The sequence below is a fragment of the Halococcus thailandensis JCM 13552 genome (assembly GCF_000336715.1).
Classification (GTDB): Archaea; Halobacteriota; Halobacteria; order Halobacteriales; family Halococcaceae; genus Halococcus; species Halococcus thailandensis.
The window spans coordinates 1-17,928 of sequence record NZ_AOMF01000114.1; the positions used below are offsets into that span (position 1 = coordinate 1).

Below are 17,928 nucleotides of genomic sequence, written 5' to 3' on the forward strand. Positions count from 1 at the left end.
GGCAAGAGCGTTTCCAGTCTTGCAGACTCACTCCGCCGCCGGCTTGCGAATAGAGAAGTCCGCGACGACGCGCCAGAGTTCGGCATCCGTGTCCCGGTCGAAGTCGCCGACGAACGTCGCTACACTGCACGAACGGTCAAGATGATGTGCCGGCAGAAGTCCCTGCGGCCGACTCGTGCAACGACCTCGATACTCGCAGCACTCACCGGGACGCCGTACGACGTAGCGGAGGCACTCCATAATCTAGGATCGGAGGCGAAAGCACCGGGCAGNTACGCGCTCTCGACGCTCGATACCGACCGTATCCTCCCGGTGATGTCGAAACCGGCGCTTTCGAGGATCGTCCATGCGCTGCTGGCTGCCAAGACCCCCCTCGTGCAAAGTGAACTCGCGGACAGGGCCGACGTCTCAGCGCGTTCGGTTCGCAACCACACGGACCGTCTCGCAGCGTTCGATTTCGTCCGTAAAACCGACGCTGGATGGCGTCTCACGCTCCCACTTCGCGGCGATGACGAGCATGATGAACGGGACGACGTCGTCCTCCCGTGGTTCGTGGCAACCTCGGATGAGGACAACGACCAAGAGCAAGATCCGTTTGTTCGGGACGTGCTCGCCGAGGTGGTCCACGACCTGCTTCCGCCGGACCGGTATGCGGACCCAGACGATCCAGTAGCTGGAGCGCTGTTCGCCGAGCCGGGGGAGCGGATATCGGCACTCCGTGAAGCGTGGGGGTGGCTTGATCCGTGGCTTTCGGTAGTCCAGATGCTCTGCGATGGAACCACCGATGACGATTGTACTCACGCTGGTGGTGAGTGCGATCCGAGTTGTAGCGGGACGGTTGCGACAATTGGTGTCGAACCTGATCAGGCGAGTCTCGCAGCGGCCGCTGGAGATGGTGGGTGATGTCCATTGAGACCTCCGATGGTGCTGAAACCGCTGACGAACAGCTCGAAGACGAACTTGTTGCAGTTCTTTGCGGCTTGGACGACAGCGCCGAACCGTGGAAACTGCGACCGCCCGAGAACGGGGGCGGCCCAGCGAAACTGCTCGTTGGGGCACAGCCGGATTTCGTGCGCGGCCGTTTGGAAGACGCAGGCTACGAAGTGCGTGATCTCGGATTGCCGATCAGCGCGCGAGGCTGGCTTGCTGCGTGGGAAGTATCGTCTGGATAGCGCCTTCTACACACTGATGAGCCCGTTCATTTCATGCCTTATGTAACATTCACCGGTCTCGTTCAGTCCTAGATGTTACATAAGGCTATTGAGTGAGATCAGCGCACGCGGGTTGTGGATATCGAACTGCCGAACTCCTGGCAGCCATACCGAGATTAGCCAATGGTGGGTGTCGGAGTAGAGGTGGGAATCAGGAACCTCTATGAAGTGAAGAGGCGTAGAACGTGTATGGTTGAGGAGTCCGCACATGAGGAGTGGGTACGGATGCTCACCGAGCGGCCGCCTGACCGTGAGGAGGAGGAATCACGGTACGTACAAGTGTGGGTGAAAGCGGGTTCGTGCTGTTGGAACTCGTTGCGGCCGAAGATGCAAACCTATCGCCCGGCGACCGACTGGCCGTCGAGGTCGATGCGCTCAATGGCGTGACACGCCGCCTGACCTACCATACGCTGACTCAAGCCGCGCAAGACAGACTCAAAGAGACCATCACAGCCATCATCGCGGACAACGAACAGCGGTTCATCGACTGGTACAACAATGCCCAACCTATCGGGCTTCGCAAACACCAACTCGACGTGCTGCCCGACATTGGAAACAAGCGCCGCGAAGCGATCATCGACGAGTGCAGGCGGGGGGCATTCACTGATTTCGCGGATCTCGAAGCACGAGTAGAGAGCCTGCACGATCCACAGGCGTTGCTTATCGAGCGGGCGCTGAGCGAGCTCAGGGAAGCCGAAGAAGTGAGATATAAGTTGCTTGTGGCTTAATTGTCTGAGAAGTCTCATGACAGAATCCATGGTTGGGCCGGATGCTGCGGAAGCGACCGGGAGGAAGTTCAGTGTTGGTGATATCGTCCACGATCAGGATGCCGACGCCGACGAACAGACTGGGGCCTACGTAACGACACTACCGGACGCGACTGCCGAGGAGTGGGTTGCCTACGAAGACAAGGAGGGAACGGAAACGACAGTGGCTGAAGACAATCCCGACTATCCAGTCGATGCGCCCGTCGTCGTGGTCGTGCATACGACGGACGTACATTACGACCTGCCAGATTGGAATCGGTACACGCGGCTGTCGGTGAGCGAACTTGAGGAAGCCGATACGCTGTACTATGGATTTCCCGCGCCGCGGTTGGTCCGCGATCAACACCGCCCTCACGCCCCCGAAACCCAGAAGGGCGAAAGTGGGGCCAACGAGTCGGTCGAGAGGACGACGTCTGGATCGAATAGCGACACTGAGGCCGATGCTTCCTCTGACCCCTCTGCCGCTCTTGTGGCTCTCCAACGGTATCTGGAAACCAGTGGGATGGACACCACAATCGCCGACGATGGGAAGTCAGTACGCGTGACGAAAGCGAATGAGAGCTACCGCGTGAGTCTCGATGGAGTCGAGGGCGACGGTCCTCACCGATCCCAGCTAGAGGAAGCAATCGAGAAAGTCCGCGCTGCAACACAGGCAATGACCGAATAGGCACGCTCAGCTAGTGGCTGATGCCAATTTTTCGCATTTGAATGATGCCAGATCCAGTGTGGAGCTGTGTTGTCACCAGCGACTGGGCGATCAGACAGATTGCTCGATTCGCAGAGTCATTACAGACAATCGGTACAGATAGCTGTAACAGATACTAGTTCGGGTTTTCTGCCCGGATTGTCTGACACAGATTTATACCACGGGAGACCAGACCTCAGTATGCATGATAACAGCTGTAATCTACTCCGAGTCCGGTGGGACATACAAGACGACGATGACGGCCAATATCGCCGNCTCTCGTACTGGATCTTGATCCGCAAGAGGGTAATCTGACCAGTCTCTTCGATGTCGGCAAGCACCGAAGCGACCCAGATGCAGACAATTTGGTCAAACATATCCTCGACATGCCAGACGGCGACTTTCAGGATCTGATCGAATCAACCGCTGAAGGCGTGGATATCATTCCGAGTCACGACATGCTCAGCGATTTCACCTCAAATCTGGAGCAAAAGATCTCCTACGAAACAGGGATGCAGAACATGAATCGCGAGGAGTATCCGCGCTTTGAACTCTTGTATGACCTGCTCTGGGACACGCACCAACTGAACGAAGAGTACGACGCCATCCTCATCGATCCGAATGCACGAGCAGAAGACTTACTCTATAACGCGATTTTTGCGCTCCGGACACTTATCGCCCCCGTCAAACCAGCTGGGAAAGGAAATCTCAGCCTCGAAGGTCTCGAGGAGCTCGTCGGCAATATGGGAACCCAGCTGGANCTTATCGCCCCCGTCAAACCAGCTGGGAAAGGAAATCTCAGCCTCGAAGGTCTCGAGGAGCTCGTCGGCAATATGGGAACCCAGCTGGATATTGAAATCGGCCTATCCTGCGTTATTCCGTCTGGCGTTGGTCAAACCAATGCTCATCAACAATATCAGCAACAGTTTGAGAATACGGAAGCGTTTGCGACGCCAGTGACCATCGGGAACCNCAACAATATCAGCAACAGTTTGAGAATACGGAAGCGTTTGCGACGCCAGTGACCATCGGGAACCGGGAAAGCCTCATGGACGCTATGTGGGAAGCGAGAGGCTCAGCATTCAAAGTGATCGAAGAGCGCTGGAAAACATTCGAGAGAGACGGCAAGATGGTGAGTGAATCCGGCCAGCGGCGGATACGTGACCGAGAGATTGAGACTCTACGGAAACTGTATGAACTCGCACGATTCATCGCAACCAACACTTTCGGAACTGATGTCGACCCAGTGTTAGAACTCGATATCCGTGATTACGGAAATCGTGTCATCGATCTTCACACTGACGAGAGAACGGAGGCTCGGACCGTATGAGCAACTTCAAATCCGGTTCCGGTGATCTCAACTTTGGTAGTAGTGGCGAAAATGACGAATCCGACACAGAGACAACAGAGGCGCAGACAACAGAAGAGAACGCTTCCGAATCGCCTGTGACGAAAGAGTCCACACCAAATCCGCCGGACAACACATCGTCTGATAGTGGAGACTCATCCGAGCAATCGGTGTCGGGGCAAGTTTCGGCCGGACATTCAACAACTACTACACCAGCAGAGAAATATCCATATTTCGTTCGGCGGAATAATGTCGGAGATGAACGCGACAACCGTCTGGAGGTGTATGTACGAGATAAAATCGCCGACCAAGAAGCTGGTTTTCGGAGCGTGCTTGCTGATCACCTCGAAGCCAGTGAAATTACAAAGACAGACGCACGAGAATTTGCCCTTCTTGCGGCATTTCATCATCCTGAGCGCGTTGCTGAATTGATGGAGGATGAAGGGTTCAATGCTCTCAATTGAAATCCGAAGATAACCATACTGACCGTAACGACTTTCATACAGTAAAGCAATCATATCATTATGTTCAGCGGCGTCTTCACTCCATCTAGCCCTACAACACTCTACAACAACTCGTTATTTTTCGGTTTCTCGGGGGTGGAACAACCAATGATTTCACTACGACTACTGAATCTCGGTATTCGATCAGGGATTACCGATCATGGGCTCTCATTCGACATCGTGTCCGGAATGGGAGATATCGCCAGCGGTTTGCCACTCGTTTCGGGGTGGGAGTAGAATGCGTCCGGCGGCTGCGACACTGTTCGGAGGCAGCGTATTCGTTGTAGTGGTCGTCGGCATCATCTTGGGAGGTCTTGCCCCTATCGAGACTGCAGCCGGACAAACACAAACGCAAACTCAAACACAGAACCAGAGCAACGCGTCGGTTGAGTTCGTTAATCAAACCACCAATGGGTCAGACGTCACCGTCGAATCAGTGACGCTTCCCACCAGTGGATTCGTCGTCATAGATCTGAGCGGAGCTGGCGTAGAGGGCCTCCTTGAGGAAGATGCCGTCGCGGTCTCCGAACAGCTTTCAGCAGGAACCCACCAGAACGTCACAATCCCTATCAATCAGAGCCCACCTGGAGGAGTCGCCAACCGGACCTCACTCAACAACACCGGGAATTACGAGGCGATCGTATACGAGGACAGCAACGACAATGGCCGCTTCGACTATCTCACGTCCGGCACAAGCCTCGACAAACCGCTCATCGTGGGTTCAGGGGCACAAGAGCGTCTCGTGTCGGATAACGCTCGGCTGACTATCCGTGGCTCGCGTGGTGATCCGAACGCGACACCCACCCCATCCGCGAGTATCCAGTTCTCCGATCAACAAACGGATGGATCAACCGTATCGGTGGCGTCGGTGACGCTTCCACAAGGCGGATTTGTCGTCGTTCACAGTGAGCAGTACCTCCAACCCCAGAACGATCCAGTAACGAGCGCGGTCGGTCTGTCGGCGTATCTTTCAGCAGGCACTCACCAGAACGTGACAGTCGCGCTCATGAACGGCAGCGTTCAACAGCCCCAGACGCTCGTTGCTATTCCGAGTCGCGATACAAACCAGAATCAGACCTACGATTACGTCACTTCCGGTGGGTTTCAGGATGTGCCATATACGGATGGGGAGGCCATCACGGATCAAGCATCAGTCAGCAGACTCGAAGCCACAACGGCGGTCTCGACAAGCAACCAGTCACCATCACCATCAACAACATCGACAGCAGCGATCGAGCGCACGGATACAACAACGGACACCAACCAGACCGAACAAGCAGCAGACTCCGATGGGAATGGTGGAAGTGGGTTATCCGGAGTCGCTTGGATCGTCGGGATTGTACTCGTGATCGTGATCGTTGGGGGTGGATACCTCCTCATCAAACTTCGCTAACCAGATGACTGGAAAATTGGAATGCTCTCGACGGACGTTCCTGGCTGCAGGAGCAGTCGGTGCGCTCTCTGGAGCGACAGGCAGTTCGATCGTCAAAGCGAGTGGGATCACCGGGGAGCAAGCGGAGTCAGTGCAGTCGTCGGGAAGCCGCTTCGAGCAACCCGGAAATCCTACACGAGGGGCCGAACGGGCGTGGGCAGTAGCCGAATACGACCACTTGAAGCAGATGCGCGAGGGAGCTGCACAGCAGGGAAATTCTAGTGGAGGCAACCAGAGCGGGAGCGGGCTCGGCTCACCGACATCACCGAATTTCAGTAACGTCGTGAACGCGGTCGACGATCTCGGCGCAGATCCAACGGGCGGTCGGGCTATCAGTCAAGATCTGGGTTCAGCCATTAAACCAGACACGCTCATTCTCTTTCCGCCCGGGGAGTATTTGCTTGATCAGGAATGGGGAGTGAGTGTTGACGGGACATTTGGCATGGCTGGGGAAGGCTATAAACAAGCCAGCAGCCCGCTGGAATCCGGAAAGAATGCTGCGACGTTCGTTGCTGCCGATAATACGCGCGCAGCCATCAATTTCGAAGCAGAGACCGGTTTGCTCGCCAATTTCGTCTTGGATCAGACCGGAAACAGAAACAGCATCTCGATCCTACTGCGTTCATCCGGTTTCGTTCAGGCACGAGATATCAGATACGTCGGGACGCAGGATAACACTGGCTCACAAGCAGACGAAGACCAATCAAATCCGATGTGTCGATTTGCGGCAGATGAAGGTGCAACCGCGCGCGCGGAACGACTCATTGGGAAACACATTGGTCTCCCAGGCGATAAAAACAGCGGCGGCGCACCGTTCTTCTGGGTTGGCGAATCGAACAAAGGCACCGCACAGATGGGCAACTGTGTCTCGGTTGGGGCGGCCGACAACGGACTCTACGGCGGCCGGACACCAGGGCATGCACAGGTCAAAGGCGGGAAATACGTCAACAATGCCGTCTCACAGCTTCGCTACGATGGTGCAGAGTCATGGGCCGATGGCGTCAGCATGGTCGTCGATGCGGACAACTACAGCGGACCCACGAATGGCACTCCATACAACGAAAAATTCGGTGTGCAAGGATTAAAAACCGAACGCAGGAAATACCAGGAGAAAAAACCCAGCGGTGCGGTGTTGAGAAACGCCGATGTCCGCGTCCGCAGCATCAACAGCAACATGGGTGCGCCGATCTACATCAGAGGCTGGGCTGGCTCCCTCAAAATCGAGAACTCTCGGATCGTCAACCAGCTCGATCAGACAACCATCCGCGCTGAGGCACCAGGAGACGGGAATCCTGCTACGCAACCGCCGCACAACATTACGATCACTGACTCAGAGATCGTTAGCTCATATGCTGATCCTGTTATCGATATCCGAGAGCGGGAGAACTCGAGCATCCGGAACACCTGTATCAAAGTCCCCGGGGCGGGGCCGAGCAGCATCAACGGTATGGACATCGGTGAAAACGTCGGATTTGGAAAGCAATGTAACAAAGGCGGTCTCAGCGCTCCAGACAAGGTCGGCGCGTCGGGTAATCTCTCGGCCGTCAATTTCTCAGCAATGGACTCAGGCAACGGCTCTTCCGGAGAGGATGCTCAACAACGCCAACAACAACGCAAACAGAAATTCTTCCAGCGAGTCATATCTGTGATATTCAGTATGTTCCTATTGATCGCTCTGGTTGTGGTGGGAGCGGTCGCTACTCTGTTCTATCTTATTTTCGGTGACTGAGGAACCAACCCTCACAATACATTATGCACAGAAGAAAACAACACCGGGCCATGATGGTGATGATCAGCGTCATCCTCGCTGCTGGACTCTTGAGCAGCGCGATTGTCGCACCAACAGCGGCAGCGAGCGACGGCGAGGAGGACGGGCGTATGGAAATCGCCGATCATTTCGCTCAAACAGAAACTACCACAAATGAAACTGCGGCCTCGAACAAGACTACACCCTCCAACGAGACCACAACCTCCAATGAGACTACCACAGGTAGGTCAGCGTCCCGGCCTGAAAACGCCTCCCTCAGCATCGATGAGAACGGGACGACACCATCACGCGTCAGTCTTGCTTCGATATCGCTTCCTGCGAACGGGTTTATCGTCGTTCACAACGAGAGCTATTCGCCAGCGTCACCGGAATCCGATTCGATCATCGGCCGGACACAGTACGTCAGAGGTGGCAATTTCACTGATGTCTACGTCCCGTTGTACAACATCTCCGGTCGTGAGTTCGATCGCTCCCAAATCACCGGTACTCAGCAGGTTCATGTTCTGCTATACAATGATTCGAACGGCAACCAAGCATTTGACTCGGCAGACGACCAACCGTATCAGAACAGCAGTGAGTACCCTATTTCCGGTAGCGGAACTATTGAAGGGATCGACACCGGACGGTTGGCTTCCGGAACTGATTCTCCAACGCCTCACCCATCCCAATCGCCTCAGTCGTCTCAGTCGTCTCAATCGGCTCCGTCATCCGCATCACCGACAGCTGTAGCGCCAGACCAAACGCCGCCAGAACAACCATCACAGCGTGCCACTGGTGGTCACCAGAGCGCAGAGACACCGAGCGATGAATCTGGATTCTTGCAGACTGCGGCAAGCGTCGTGCTTGTTGTACTCGGGAGCCTCCTTGTTTATCACGGACTACACAGATGATCGGCATCAGCGACAGCTGGCAACTCGGACCGTCCCTGGCCCAGTGATTTATGGTGGGACCGGATAAAATAACAGTGAGAGTAGGCGCATGCTCCACAACCGCCATTGCAGAGCGGGGACACAATGAGACGAGAAACTAGCGAGAACAGGGTATCGCGGCGGCGGGTGCTTCAATATGGTGGAGTCCTCGCAGGAAGTGTTTTTGCTGGTTGTTCCAGATTGATATCAGATGCAAACCAACAAGCTGTCGACACAGTCTCGTTTAACGAAGGAAAACTGATTATCAATCTCAACCCCGACACTGATGCCGATACAATCGAATTCCGCAGTCCTGACGGCAAACTCCTCCAAACATCTCAAATCGGTCGGAAACAACAAGTCACGGTGCCATTGCTCATCAAATACGGCAACGTACACGGTGTCAACAAACCACTCCCAGCAGGCGACTATGGGCTTATTGCGACGAAATCCAGTGAGGACAACGATCACAAGACCGTCAGTGAACAGACTGTTGAACTCACCTCGTCGTTTTCGGTCGCCGATGTGAGTGTCCTCAAAAACAACGCTCCGAGCGATTTCGACAATAATGTCCCTGCCTACGCAGACAATCTCCAAGTGACAGTAAAAAATGACGGCAACCTACCGCTCGGAATCAAATATATCGGCGTCACTGATGGTGTCCCATCGCCGATACCTCCACCACAGGAAGTGTTAGGGGGCGGAATGAGCACATCGGTGTTCGAGCTGGCTGATCACAACAGTACCGGTCCGTTCTACATCGACAGCAACTCGACGCTTGCGTTCAAAACAACAACTGGTCCACTCTCGTACTACGCATACTGGCAGAATCCCGAAGGCGGCGACAGTCCAGGACCGCATACGTGGGGAGCCCCAAAAAACGGTGCATCATGGGAGACTATCCAAGCTAACTACTGCACTGGAGATCAGCATCCCGCGACGATCGTCGTTGCACCCATCAACCTCGACTCCCAGCAAGCGACAGTGACGCTTCGCTGGGACGGCAAAGCAACCCGACGTCAGCGGTTGGACACCGATTATGCATGTACAAATGTAAGCGCGTCTAATATAAGTAACAAAAATAGTTCGGCTTGATGCGATAAGACCCAATATGCCAGAGGGATGTTTTACTAGGAGAACTCGTACAATGAGTGATATCAATCACCACGGCGCACCAAAATGGTTACACCTATCAACTGAAGAACAAGTGCTCTGGTTCGGTCGGCCGCACTGGATTACAATTCTCCCTACGATATTCCTCATGGTGATCATGTTTGCTATAGCGATCACTGGAACAGTTTTCTTGGATCGAATGGATATGGGTGCTACTGTTGGAGCTAACGTCCCAGGATGGGTTTCGTTGCTCCCACTGGTGATTGCATTGATCGGTTTGTTTGGAGGGGTATGGGTGTTTCTCAAGTGGCGCTATACAGCATACGTAATCACTTCTGGTGAGATATATGAAAAAAGAGGAATCATCTCACAGAATATCGATCATTTTCGCATCGAACGAATACAAAATACGACCTGTGATCAGTCAATAATAGAGCGGCTATTATCGTTTGGGGATATCGTGATCTACACTGCTGGTTCTGGCAAGCAAGATATGATCCTCGACAATGTTCCGAACCCGAAACAAGTTGACCGAACATTAGCAGTGCAATACGATGAAATGAAAAAAGATAAGCAGAAAAACCGAACTACGGAATAGGTCTACGAATAGTTCACTACAACTTCCGGTGGCGATAAGCGTCTCTCTAGCGGGTCGAGCAGGATAAAAACAGTCATATATAAAATGTTTTCAATTTGAAGCAGGCAAATTGACGTTTGATGTGGTTTCGTTGATTGTGTCTAAGGTCCGGTTTATAACTTGACCTGACGTTATTTTTCCTTGTTGATATTGGTTCATCCACTGGGTTTTTGCATGGTATGTAGCGATAGGTTGTCGGTTTTCATCTAAAATGGTGACATGAAGTCGTTTGACTTCCCAATATTCCGTTGATCCTCCATAAGCTCCAAGAAGAGTTCCAGTTTCATTGAGAATTGTTTGTTGTATTCTATTATAAGGTACATATCTCACATAGAAAACATCCCCACGTTTCTCTGCCGAAACAATTGTAGCGTTTGAATTATTAGCTACTGTATCTTTGTATTGTTGCTCAAGTTGGTCCCCAGTTGGTGAGGTTATAGGATTATTCCCAGATCCGGCTTCTGTTGTAAGGTTGGATGTCCTTGATGTCTCTTGAGATGAGGGTTTTACAGTATCACCGTCTGAGTTAACCGGGGTGCTCGTTGCTACAGAATCAGCTCCAGTTTCTGCAGGTTGTGATGAAGAGGGCGACGATAATATGGGTAAGAACACGTTTGCGATAACTAGTCCCACAATAACAATAAATACAGAGATATACATAGTGGCAAGCACTGCATTATAATACGTTTTTCCGGGCCGGAATCCTAGTCTGCTTGATCCTGTCATTAGTGCATGACAGTTGGGGAGCAGAATAAGTGTTACCCGAATATCTTACCTTTGCCGATCGACAAATCGAATGAGCCCGGCGTACGCGTCCTCGATGGGAGCGATAATGTAGAATATCATAGGTAATGTTTAAGTGAGCGGAAAGTTAGTGTAGATTATGAGATTGATCAGCAAGAAGAGGTCCGCATCGAGGCGGAATATTGTGCTGGTCGCGGTGATCGTCATAGCAATGGTGGCTGGCATGGCTGTTGCCATGGAGCCAGTAGCAGCTGCAGAAGGCGGTGGTGGCGGTGGTGGTGGTGGATCTGGTGATGTTGGAAGCAGCTTAGGCGAGGCATTATGCAACGCGGGAGCGGGAATCTTGTTGACAGCAGTATTTTATATTGCATCAATCGCACTGATATATCTCGGAGTTATTGATGGAATTAAAGCGTTTGCCGAAGGTGGTGGTGACGATCCTCGTCGGCGCGCTGGGACAGGATCAACATGGCGATCTGCTGTGAAGAAGTTCATTGGTGGTGTCCTGGTGGCCTCAGCCCCAACAATCCTCAGTGCGATCGGCTTTACGCTTCTGAGCTGTGTCTCAGCCATCGATGTAATTTCGTAGCACAATCCTGGGGCAAGAACATGGTCGCTGGTAAAAAATCATAACACCCTCGAAAATGGATTCTGTATATGGCAAAAACACTGAGAATGGTTCCAATCAGAGGGGTGGGCAAACTTCTCTCAAGAAAATACGGTTTTTCCTATTGGTCTTGGTTTGTTTTTGTCTCATTATCTCCATCATAACATCACCTAGTGCCGCACAGAGCGCTGCTGACGATCGCCCTCCGTTATCGGAACCCACTGATGATTCTACAGAAGCCCTCCAAGCACAGCTTGGAGAGTTGGATCATGGGCCTGCCAAAATGGAGATCGGTGGCTATGCCCAGATGGAAAATGATAGTAATAATACAGGTGAAAAATCCAGTGGTAACAACACCAGCAATAGATCTAATAATAGCAAGAATAAATCCATCGGTGGTCATTTGGGTAATGCATGGAATTCTTATACAAGTGGGATACACCACAGGGTGAATGCCACTGGCGAAGTGGTAAGTGGAAATATTTCTGGCGCACGAAAACAATTGAATCAATCAAATGATGATATGGCGAACACGCGGAATGAATTGGGATCAGCATCTAATCAGGCTATCAATGAAACTGCAAATGCTCTCCCATCGGGATTTGGCCTCTCAGTCAATATAGCAACGGGCTGGTTTAAATCAGCAGAAAACCGAACAGAAAGCATGATTGACGATTTGGGATGGATGTTGGTTTCTGTGCCAGCGCCGGGCAATACTACGAAACCAGAGACTTGGTATCCTGGGTTCGCGAGTCCAGTAAATTCCACTAAAGTTAACAATACAGGTAATTACACAGCTAGTAATGATGTTGGCTCATTAGGAACAATAAATAAAAGAACGGACCCAATATTACCGGGATGGATAAGTCTTGACAAATGGTGGAAAGCTTCTTGGAAAATATATGTGGGGCTAGCAGCACTGGTGACCAGCCCACTCTTGGTGCTCGGTGTCTTCGCTTGGGCGAAACCGGGACGAGCGCGGGAGCGGGAGAAACGCTTACAGGATGTCTTTATCGCATTTCTCCTTGTCCTGTTTGGTGTAGTGATTATGCCGGGAATTTTGCATGGGGCGAATCTGCTCTCAACGGGTGTCATTCCTGGTGGAAGGGAATTGCTCCGGACGCCAGGGAATATGATGAAACTAGGGATTGGGCTCCTTTCGATCAATCTGGCGACGGTGGCTATCGCTCTCGTATTCGGCTTTATCCAATGGCTAATGCTGTTTTTCGTCGCAGCTCTGTGGCCATTGTATGCCGCGTTGTGGGCGTCCGGTAGTAAAGCTGCGAAATCGTATTCGAAGCTCGGTTTCTCGCTTTTTGGCCTTCTCCTCGGACTGAAATTTTTACAAGCGCTATGGCTCAGATTCATCTTTTGGCTTCCTCTTGGTTTTGGAGATCCAGTCACGTCTATCTTCTCGCTTCTCCTCATAATTTGCGGAGTGTTTGTCGGATTTGTTGTCTTCCCACTATATGGTGCGGTGAAAGTCGTACCGTCATTTGTCGTGAATATTGTCAAGCAACCACTTGAAACAGGGGGGAGATATTTAATGTACAAATAAGGACATCTCCACCGCCCTACTTCGCTTGGCCTGACGGCCTCGGTCCTTGAGGGAGGGGGCTCCGCGCTGTGGTTTGGTTGATTGCGATTTCGAGGATGGCCTTTTGACGGGGGAGAAAACATAAAGCCGTGGAACTGCCAAATTACACCGGACTAGATCGGCATCAAGTGCCAAACGAGCTGCAACCAGCACTATGGTCGCCATGAGTGAGCAAGAATCAGACACAGACGAGGACACGACTAGCGAAGTTGACGACCGGCGGATGATCCTGCCCTATGTCAACACCGACACTCGGATTATCCCTGGTTTCCACGGGATAGAGCCAAAAACAGTTCGGGAAGGGGTCGTGTATGTCCCGGCCGGAATCGCTATTATTGCAGCGGGATTGGCGCTGTGGTTCGGAGCGTTCATAGCAACGTTTCTGCTTCTTGCGTTATCGCTGCCGTTGTTAGGTGTGGGGGTCCACCTCAATGTGATGATGTCGCGGGCATGGTATCTTACTCCTGATGGGGTGCTGAAAGAGTATCTCTCATATCGGTTTCTGAAACAAACACTGCCGTGGGGACATAAGGAGACCGTTCGAAATACGCACAACATCCGCTGCATCCACGATGATGGGGAGGATGATCACTGATGGTCGACGAAGATAGCACCACTGGGAGTGTCGAGCTGCAAGACGGGCGTCAAGCAACGCTGTTGCGGGTCGAAGGGACAAACGCGAGTAATCTATCAGCGGGCAAAAAACAGACGAAAGTCCAGCAAGCCACTGAGGGGATCGAGAACACTGTCGCACCGGAAGAGCGATGGTGGTCATACTATTCGACGACACGTCCAGCGACGACCGAAACTCTCATCGAGCGTCGGAAAGAGCGTGCAGCAGACCACAGCAACGCTCTGAATCCGAGTCAGCGAGACGCGCTCGAAGAATCCGCGGAGTGGTTGGAAGAAAAGGATGATGAGTACGATGCCAACGAGCGTCGGGATTACATCGTTGTGGAGGCTGATCCACGTGAATCAGCGGTGCGTGCTCCTTCGGGGAGCCTCGCTGCACGGAACAAACAGCTGAAGCACCGTACCAAATCAGCACTCAAATCGAAACTCGGGATCGGGAGCGATGGTGAGAAGACTGATAGCAGCGACGCAGACACCACCTCTACCGATACCGATACCAACAGCGATAGCGATAGCCAGGACAACTCGTCGAATGCCAACGCGACGGCCGACAATGGAAGCGCCTCCGACGTGGAGAATAGCCGTAGCAAGGAGGACGATTCCGAAGGGGTGCTCACTGGCAAGCCGTTGGAAGACGTTCTCGCAAACCGTGCGACGAGCATTAAGCAAGCGTTCGAAGCTATTGACGGTGTCGCTGTCGAACGAGCGGGCCCTCGTGAGCACGCCGAAGTGCTGCGGGCGTACTGGACATCGCTTCCGGAGAGAGCAGAGCCAGGATTGATGGATCTGTTCAAACGCGATTGGGGAGAGGACCATCAGACTCCGACCGAGCGGATTCTCGCGCGTGGGGGGTACGATGTCGATGGCGATACCGTTTGTCTTGGGAACACGTATTGTCGGACGTTTTGGGTTTCGGAATGGCCGCTCTATCCGAGTGAGATGTTCTTGGATGATCTGTTCACGATGACTGATGTCAATTATGATACGAAGATCCACGCCACCCCGATTCACCGACACAAAGCTGCAGGCGAAGTCGAAGAAGAAGCACTCGATGTGGACGCCGAGGGGATCGAACGCGAGGAGCACACGCCGTTGTCAGCGTTGACAGTCGAGTCGAAACGGGAGGCGTACACCCGTGCGCACCAGAACGTGGCAGAGGGGAACGCCCGTGCGTGGTATATGAACGGGTATATCACGATCCGAGCGGATTCGCGAAGTCAGCTCAACGAGGACGCCGAGAAGGTGAAGCGGGAACTCGAATCACCACCAGCGAAATGCGTGCCAGTCGCCCCCGAGAGAAGCCAGCATGAGTGTTTCATGTCCGCATCACCGTTCGGTGATGATCTGTATAACGAGAATGCATCACCGGCGCGAGAGCGGATCGTGTTTTCGGGAGGGTTGGGTGCAATATTCCCGTTCGTGAGCATGTCGTACGATGAGATGGATGGTATCCGTTGGGGCCGGAACACACATACTGACGAGCCAGTGTATCTCGATCTGTTTGATCGCGGAACGGCACCGCATATCATCACGATCGGGATGTCGCGGGCGGGGAAGTCACATTTCGTTATCGAAGCGCTTGCAGAGTGGTTTTTGGATCGCGATGACCGCACGTTGATCGTCTGTGATACTCAGAGTGGGTTTGGTGACTTAACGAATCTGTGCGACGGGGAGCGAATCGTGATCGATAGCGGTCAACCGATCAATCCGATGCACATCGAAGCCCCACCAGAGGAGTATTGGGGTGTGGAAGATGGTGTAACGGATGGGCCCGCTAGCCGGTACAACAAAGCCGATATCGCTGACGAGGCGAGTGGGGGGTACAACCCCTTCGCGCAAAAAACGGACGAGGTAGCGCAGTTGGTCGTAAGCCTCACCCAAGCGGGGGAGTTCATGGCGGGTGAGGACGGGAATACGAGCGATGTGAGTATTGGCGATAAGTATAAGACAGCGCGATACATCGCTGGGATGACCTATCGACGAGCAGGAATCGAGGAAGACGATCTCTCGACCCATGCATTGCCGTCACCGACACTTGATGATTATATTGAGACGGCGAAGGCAATGTACGACGGTATCAGCAAAGACTCGCATACGGTGGGGGGAACGACGAGAGAGATCGAAAATCGGAAAAAGCATATCGACGCGCTGTTCACCGGCTTGCTTGAAGTGATCGGGGAAGGTCGATTTACTCATCTGATGGGTGAAGGCTCAAACAGCCTCCTGAATGAGGATGTGCAAATGGCGTATCTCGATCTGCAGCAGTTTGCTGGCGATGCTAACGTTGAGAAGTCGATCGGGCTACAGATTGCCCTCTCACAGATCACGCAGAAGATCAAACAAGCACCCGGCCAGACGATCTTCATGATCGACGAGGCACACGTTTTGTACGGGTCAAAGCGGATCGTCAGATGGCTTGAGAGAGCATCACGCGAGTGGGCGCGATATGAAGCCTGTATGTGGAGCGTGAGCCAATCACCAGAAGAGTTCGTGCATCGGCTGGATTCGGTCGGGTCCGGTCAGGAGAACAAACGGCAGGTAATCCGCGAGCAGACATCGATGCGGCAGGTGTTCTACAGCCCCGAAACGGATGTCGAGACGCTGTCGAAATTCGGGTTGGAACCGGGTCAGATCAACACAGCAAAGAACGAACTCACGCCGGGAAGAGGGCACGATCACTCCGAATCTCTCATCCAAACCAATGATTATGACGGGTGGATACGAACGAAAATCGAGACTCTGCCGCTGTGTGCCGACAAGAGCGAGACGACTGGTGAGCAAGGAGAGGATGACAAGTTGAGTGAGCTCTTGGAGGTGGGAGGGATCGGGAGAACCTACGGCAAGCAACTCTCCGCGGAAGGGATTGAGACACCAGAGAATCTGCTTGCGACTGATCCAGGGACAATGTTGTCAATCACGACTGCAAGCGCGAGCGAGGTCGACCACTGGCTTGAGAGGGCGCTGGAGATCACGAGCGGTGAGACCGTATCCAAACCGACGCCGACGCCCGAACCCGAGTCTGAGCCCGGCTCTGTGGGCGAAGGCAATGCTCCAAGTGGACAGGCTGCCAGCGTCGAACAGAGTGAGGCAATGGAAACATCGGAGGCATCAACAGAATCCAAGACCGCATCTGCCACTGATACGTCGCAATCGAACGGGACAGATCCGTCGGCGACCGGGTCAGCATCATCCACCGAGTCGGTCGAAATCACAGCTGTCGAAGGAATTGGGAACATCTACGGTGAGCGGTTGTCGGCAGAAGGGATAGAGACATGCAGTGACCTGCTGGATGCGGACCAAGAGACGGTTGTCTCAATCACCGACGCCTCCTCGGGTGAGGTCGGCCGGTGGTACGAGAACGCAAAAACTAACGGTGATGACGTGGCCGCAGCGGACGGTGGCTCTCCAAACGACGATTGATCGCCGATCAACCGTCTTCAGCTAAAAGCCAAATCAGCTCCCGACCTGCCGTCCGCTGGTCAATTTCGTTTTTCTCCGCAAGGTCAGTCAACCAGCGGTATGCAGTTTTTCGAGAGCACCCCACCCTCTCGGCTACATCGCGTGTTCCTGCAACCCCGTCAAATTCCCGGAGAGCTTCGAGGAAATCAGCCTCTGACCACGACGAACTGTATTGTCCCTCGTCATCCCGTTCTTCTGTCACTGGTATCATGCTCATGACCGTGTCTTGTATGGGTTACGGTATGATTCTTTGGTTTCATGAGATAGCCCGTTGCACGCTTTCGAAATCAGTTCGGAAATACCGTACAGCAGTCGCTAATTGCAGGAATGGTCATTTTCACTAGACTAGAAGTCGGAGTAGTGCTATGAATACCAGCACCTCCGACGCCTGCGACAACACCGCCTATTCGCATTACAGGCTACGAGAGAAAGCCAAAGCTTATCACTTTGCCCCATATAGGGCACGGTGCGAATCCCCCGGTCCCTCGGGACACGATGACGTGTCCGGGTGAAAGC

At 53.2% G+C, this 17,928-nt stretch carries 15 protein-coding genes and 1 pseudogene; 14 read left to right on the forward strand and 2 right to left on the reverse strand.

What is annotated here, in order from left to right:
• Positions 1-902 precede the first annotated feature (902 nt).
• From C451_RS05100 to C451_RS05140, 10 genes and pseudogenes are all read left to right on the forward strand, one after another.
• The gene (locus C451_RS05100; protein WP_007738433.1) at positions 903-1,172 is read left to right on the forward strand and encodes a hypothetical protein; all 270 of its coding nucleotides are present in this window, start codon (positions 903-905) and stop codon (positions 1,170-1,172) included.
• Positions 1,173-1,492: 320 nt separating this feature from the next.
• Entirely contained in the window at positions 1,493-1,939 is a 447-nt protein-coding gene (locus C451_RS05105; RefSeq protein ID WP_007738434.1) for a DUF655 domain-containing protein, read from the forward strand.
• Between the two features lie 16 nt (positions 1,940-1,955).
• A complete protein-coding gene (locus tag C451_RS05110) occupies positions 1,956-2,645 on the forward strand; it encodes a hypothetical protein (protein WP_007738435.1) in 690 nt (229 codons plus the stop codon).
• A 223-nt stretch (positions 2,646-2,868) separates the two neighbouring features.
• Positions 2,869-3,993 (forward strand): annotated as a pseudogene (locus C451_RS24345) (ParA family protein).
• Positions 3,990-4,475, forward strand: a complete 486-nt coding sequence (locus C451_RS20905) for an acyl-CoA dehydrogenase (RefSeq protein WP_080503501.1) — start codon at positions 3,990-3,992, stop codon at positions 4,473-4,475. Before C451_RS24345 ends, C451_RS20905 begins: the two are co-directional and overlap by 4 nt.
• Positions 4,476-4,752: 277 nt before the next feature.
• The gene (locus C451_RS05125) at positions 4,753-5,907 is read left to right on the forward strand and encodes a DUF7282 domain-containing protein (protein ID WP_007738437.1); all 1,155 of its coding nucleotides are present in this window, start codon (positions 4,753-4,755) and stop codon (positions 5,905-5,907) included.
• Complete coding sequence (locus C451_RS05130; RefSeq protein WP_152420423.1) at positions 5,879-7,675, forward strand: hypothetical protein; 1,797 nt, start codon at positions 5,879-5,881, stop codon at positions 7,673-7,675. Before C451_RS05125 ends, C451_RS05130 begins: the two co-directional genes overlap by 29 nt.
• Before the next feature lie 149 nt (positions 7,676-7,824).
• A complete protein-coding gene (locus tag C451_RS24580) occupies positions 7,825-8,604 on the forward strand; it encodes a DUF7282 domain-containing protein (RefSeq protein ID WP_449271507.1) in 780 nt (259 codons plus the stop codon).
• Between the two features lie 219 nt (positions 8,605-8,823).
• Entirely contained in the window at positions 8,824-9,717 is an 894-nt protein-coding gene (locus C451_RS21910; RefSeq protein ID WP_152420424.1) for a hypothetical protein, read from the forward strand.
• A 52-nt stretch (positions 9,718-9,769) separates the two neighbouring features.
• Positions 9,770-10,333, forward strand: coding sequence for a PH domain-containing protein (locus C451_RS05140; RefSeq protein ID WP_161605843.1), 564 nt, complete (start codon positions 9,770-9,772; stop codon positions 10,331-10,333).
• A gap of 90 nt (positions 10,334-10,423) precedes the next feature.
• On the opposite strand, the gene C451_RS21915 is transcribed toward C451_RS05140, so the two are convergent.
• The gene (locus C451_RS21915) at positions 10,424-11,098 is read right to left on the reverse strand and encodes a hypothetical protein (protein WP_152420425.1); all 675 of its coding nucleotides are present in this window, start codon (positions 11,096-11,098) and stop codon (positions 10,424-10,426) included.
• A gap of 157 nt (positions 11,099-11,255) precedes the next feature.
• Here C451_RS21915 and C451_RS21920 point away from each other — a divergent pair, with 157 nt between their 5' ends.
• The 4 genes from C451_RS21920 to C451_RS05155 all read left to right on the forward strand — a co-directional run bounded on the left by C451_RS21920 (position 11,256) and on the right by C451_RS05155 (position 17,373).
• Positions 11,256-11,705, forward strand: a complete 450-nt coding sequence (locus C451_RS21920) for a hypothetical protein (protein ID WP_152420426.1) — start codon at positions 11,256-11,258, stop codon at positions 11,703-11,705.
• A 301-nt stretch (positions 11,706-12,006) separates the two neighbouring features.
• The gene (locus C451_RS21925; protein WP_152420427.1) at positions 12,007-13,281 is read left to right on the forward strand and encodes a hypothetical protein; all 1,275 of its coding nucleotides are present in this window, start codon (positions 12,007-12,009) and stop codon (positions 13,279-13,281) included.
• A 202-nt stretch (positions 13,282-13,483) separates the two neighbouring features.
• The gene (locus tag C451_RS05150; RefSeq protein WP_152420428.1) at positions 13,484-13,915 is read left to right on the forward strand and encodes a hypothetical protein; all 432 of its coding nucleotides are present in this window, start codon (positions 13,484-13,486) and stop codon (positions 13,913-13,915) included.
• Positions 13,915-17,373 (forward strand): VirB4 family type IV secretion system protein, encoded by a 3,459-nt coding sequence (locus C451_RS05155; protein WP_007738446.1) that lies wholly within the window; start codon positions 13,915-13,917, stop codon positions 17,371-17,373. Before C451_RS05150 ends, C451_RS05155 begins: the two co-directional genes overlap by 1 nt.
• 7 nt (positions 17,374-17,380) lie before the next feature.
• Here C451_RS05155 and C451_RS05160 read toward each other — a convergent pair whose 3' ends face one another.
• Entirely contained in the window at positions 17,381-17,629 is a 249-nt protein-coding gene (locus C451_RS05160; RefSeq protein ID WP_241431193.1) for a helix-turn-helix domain-containing protein, read from the reverse strand.
• Between the last annotated feature and the right edge of the window lie 299 nt (positions 17,630-17,928).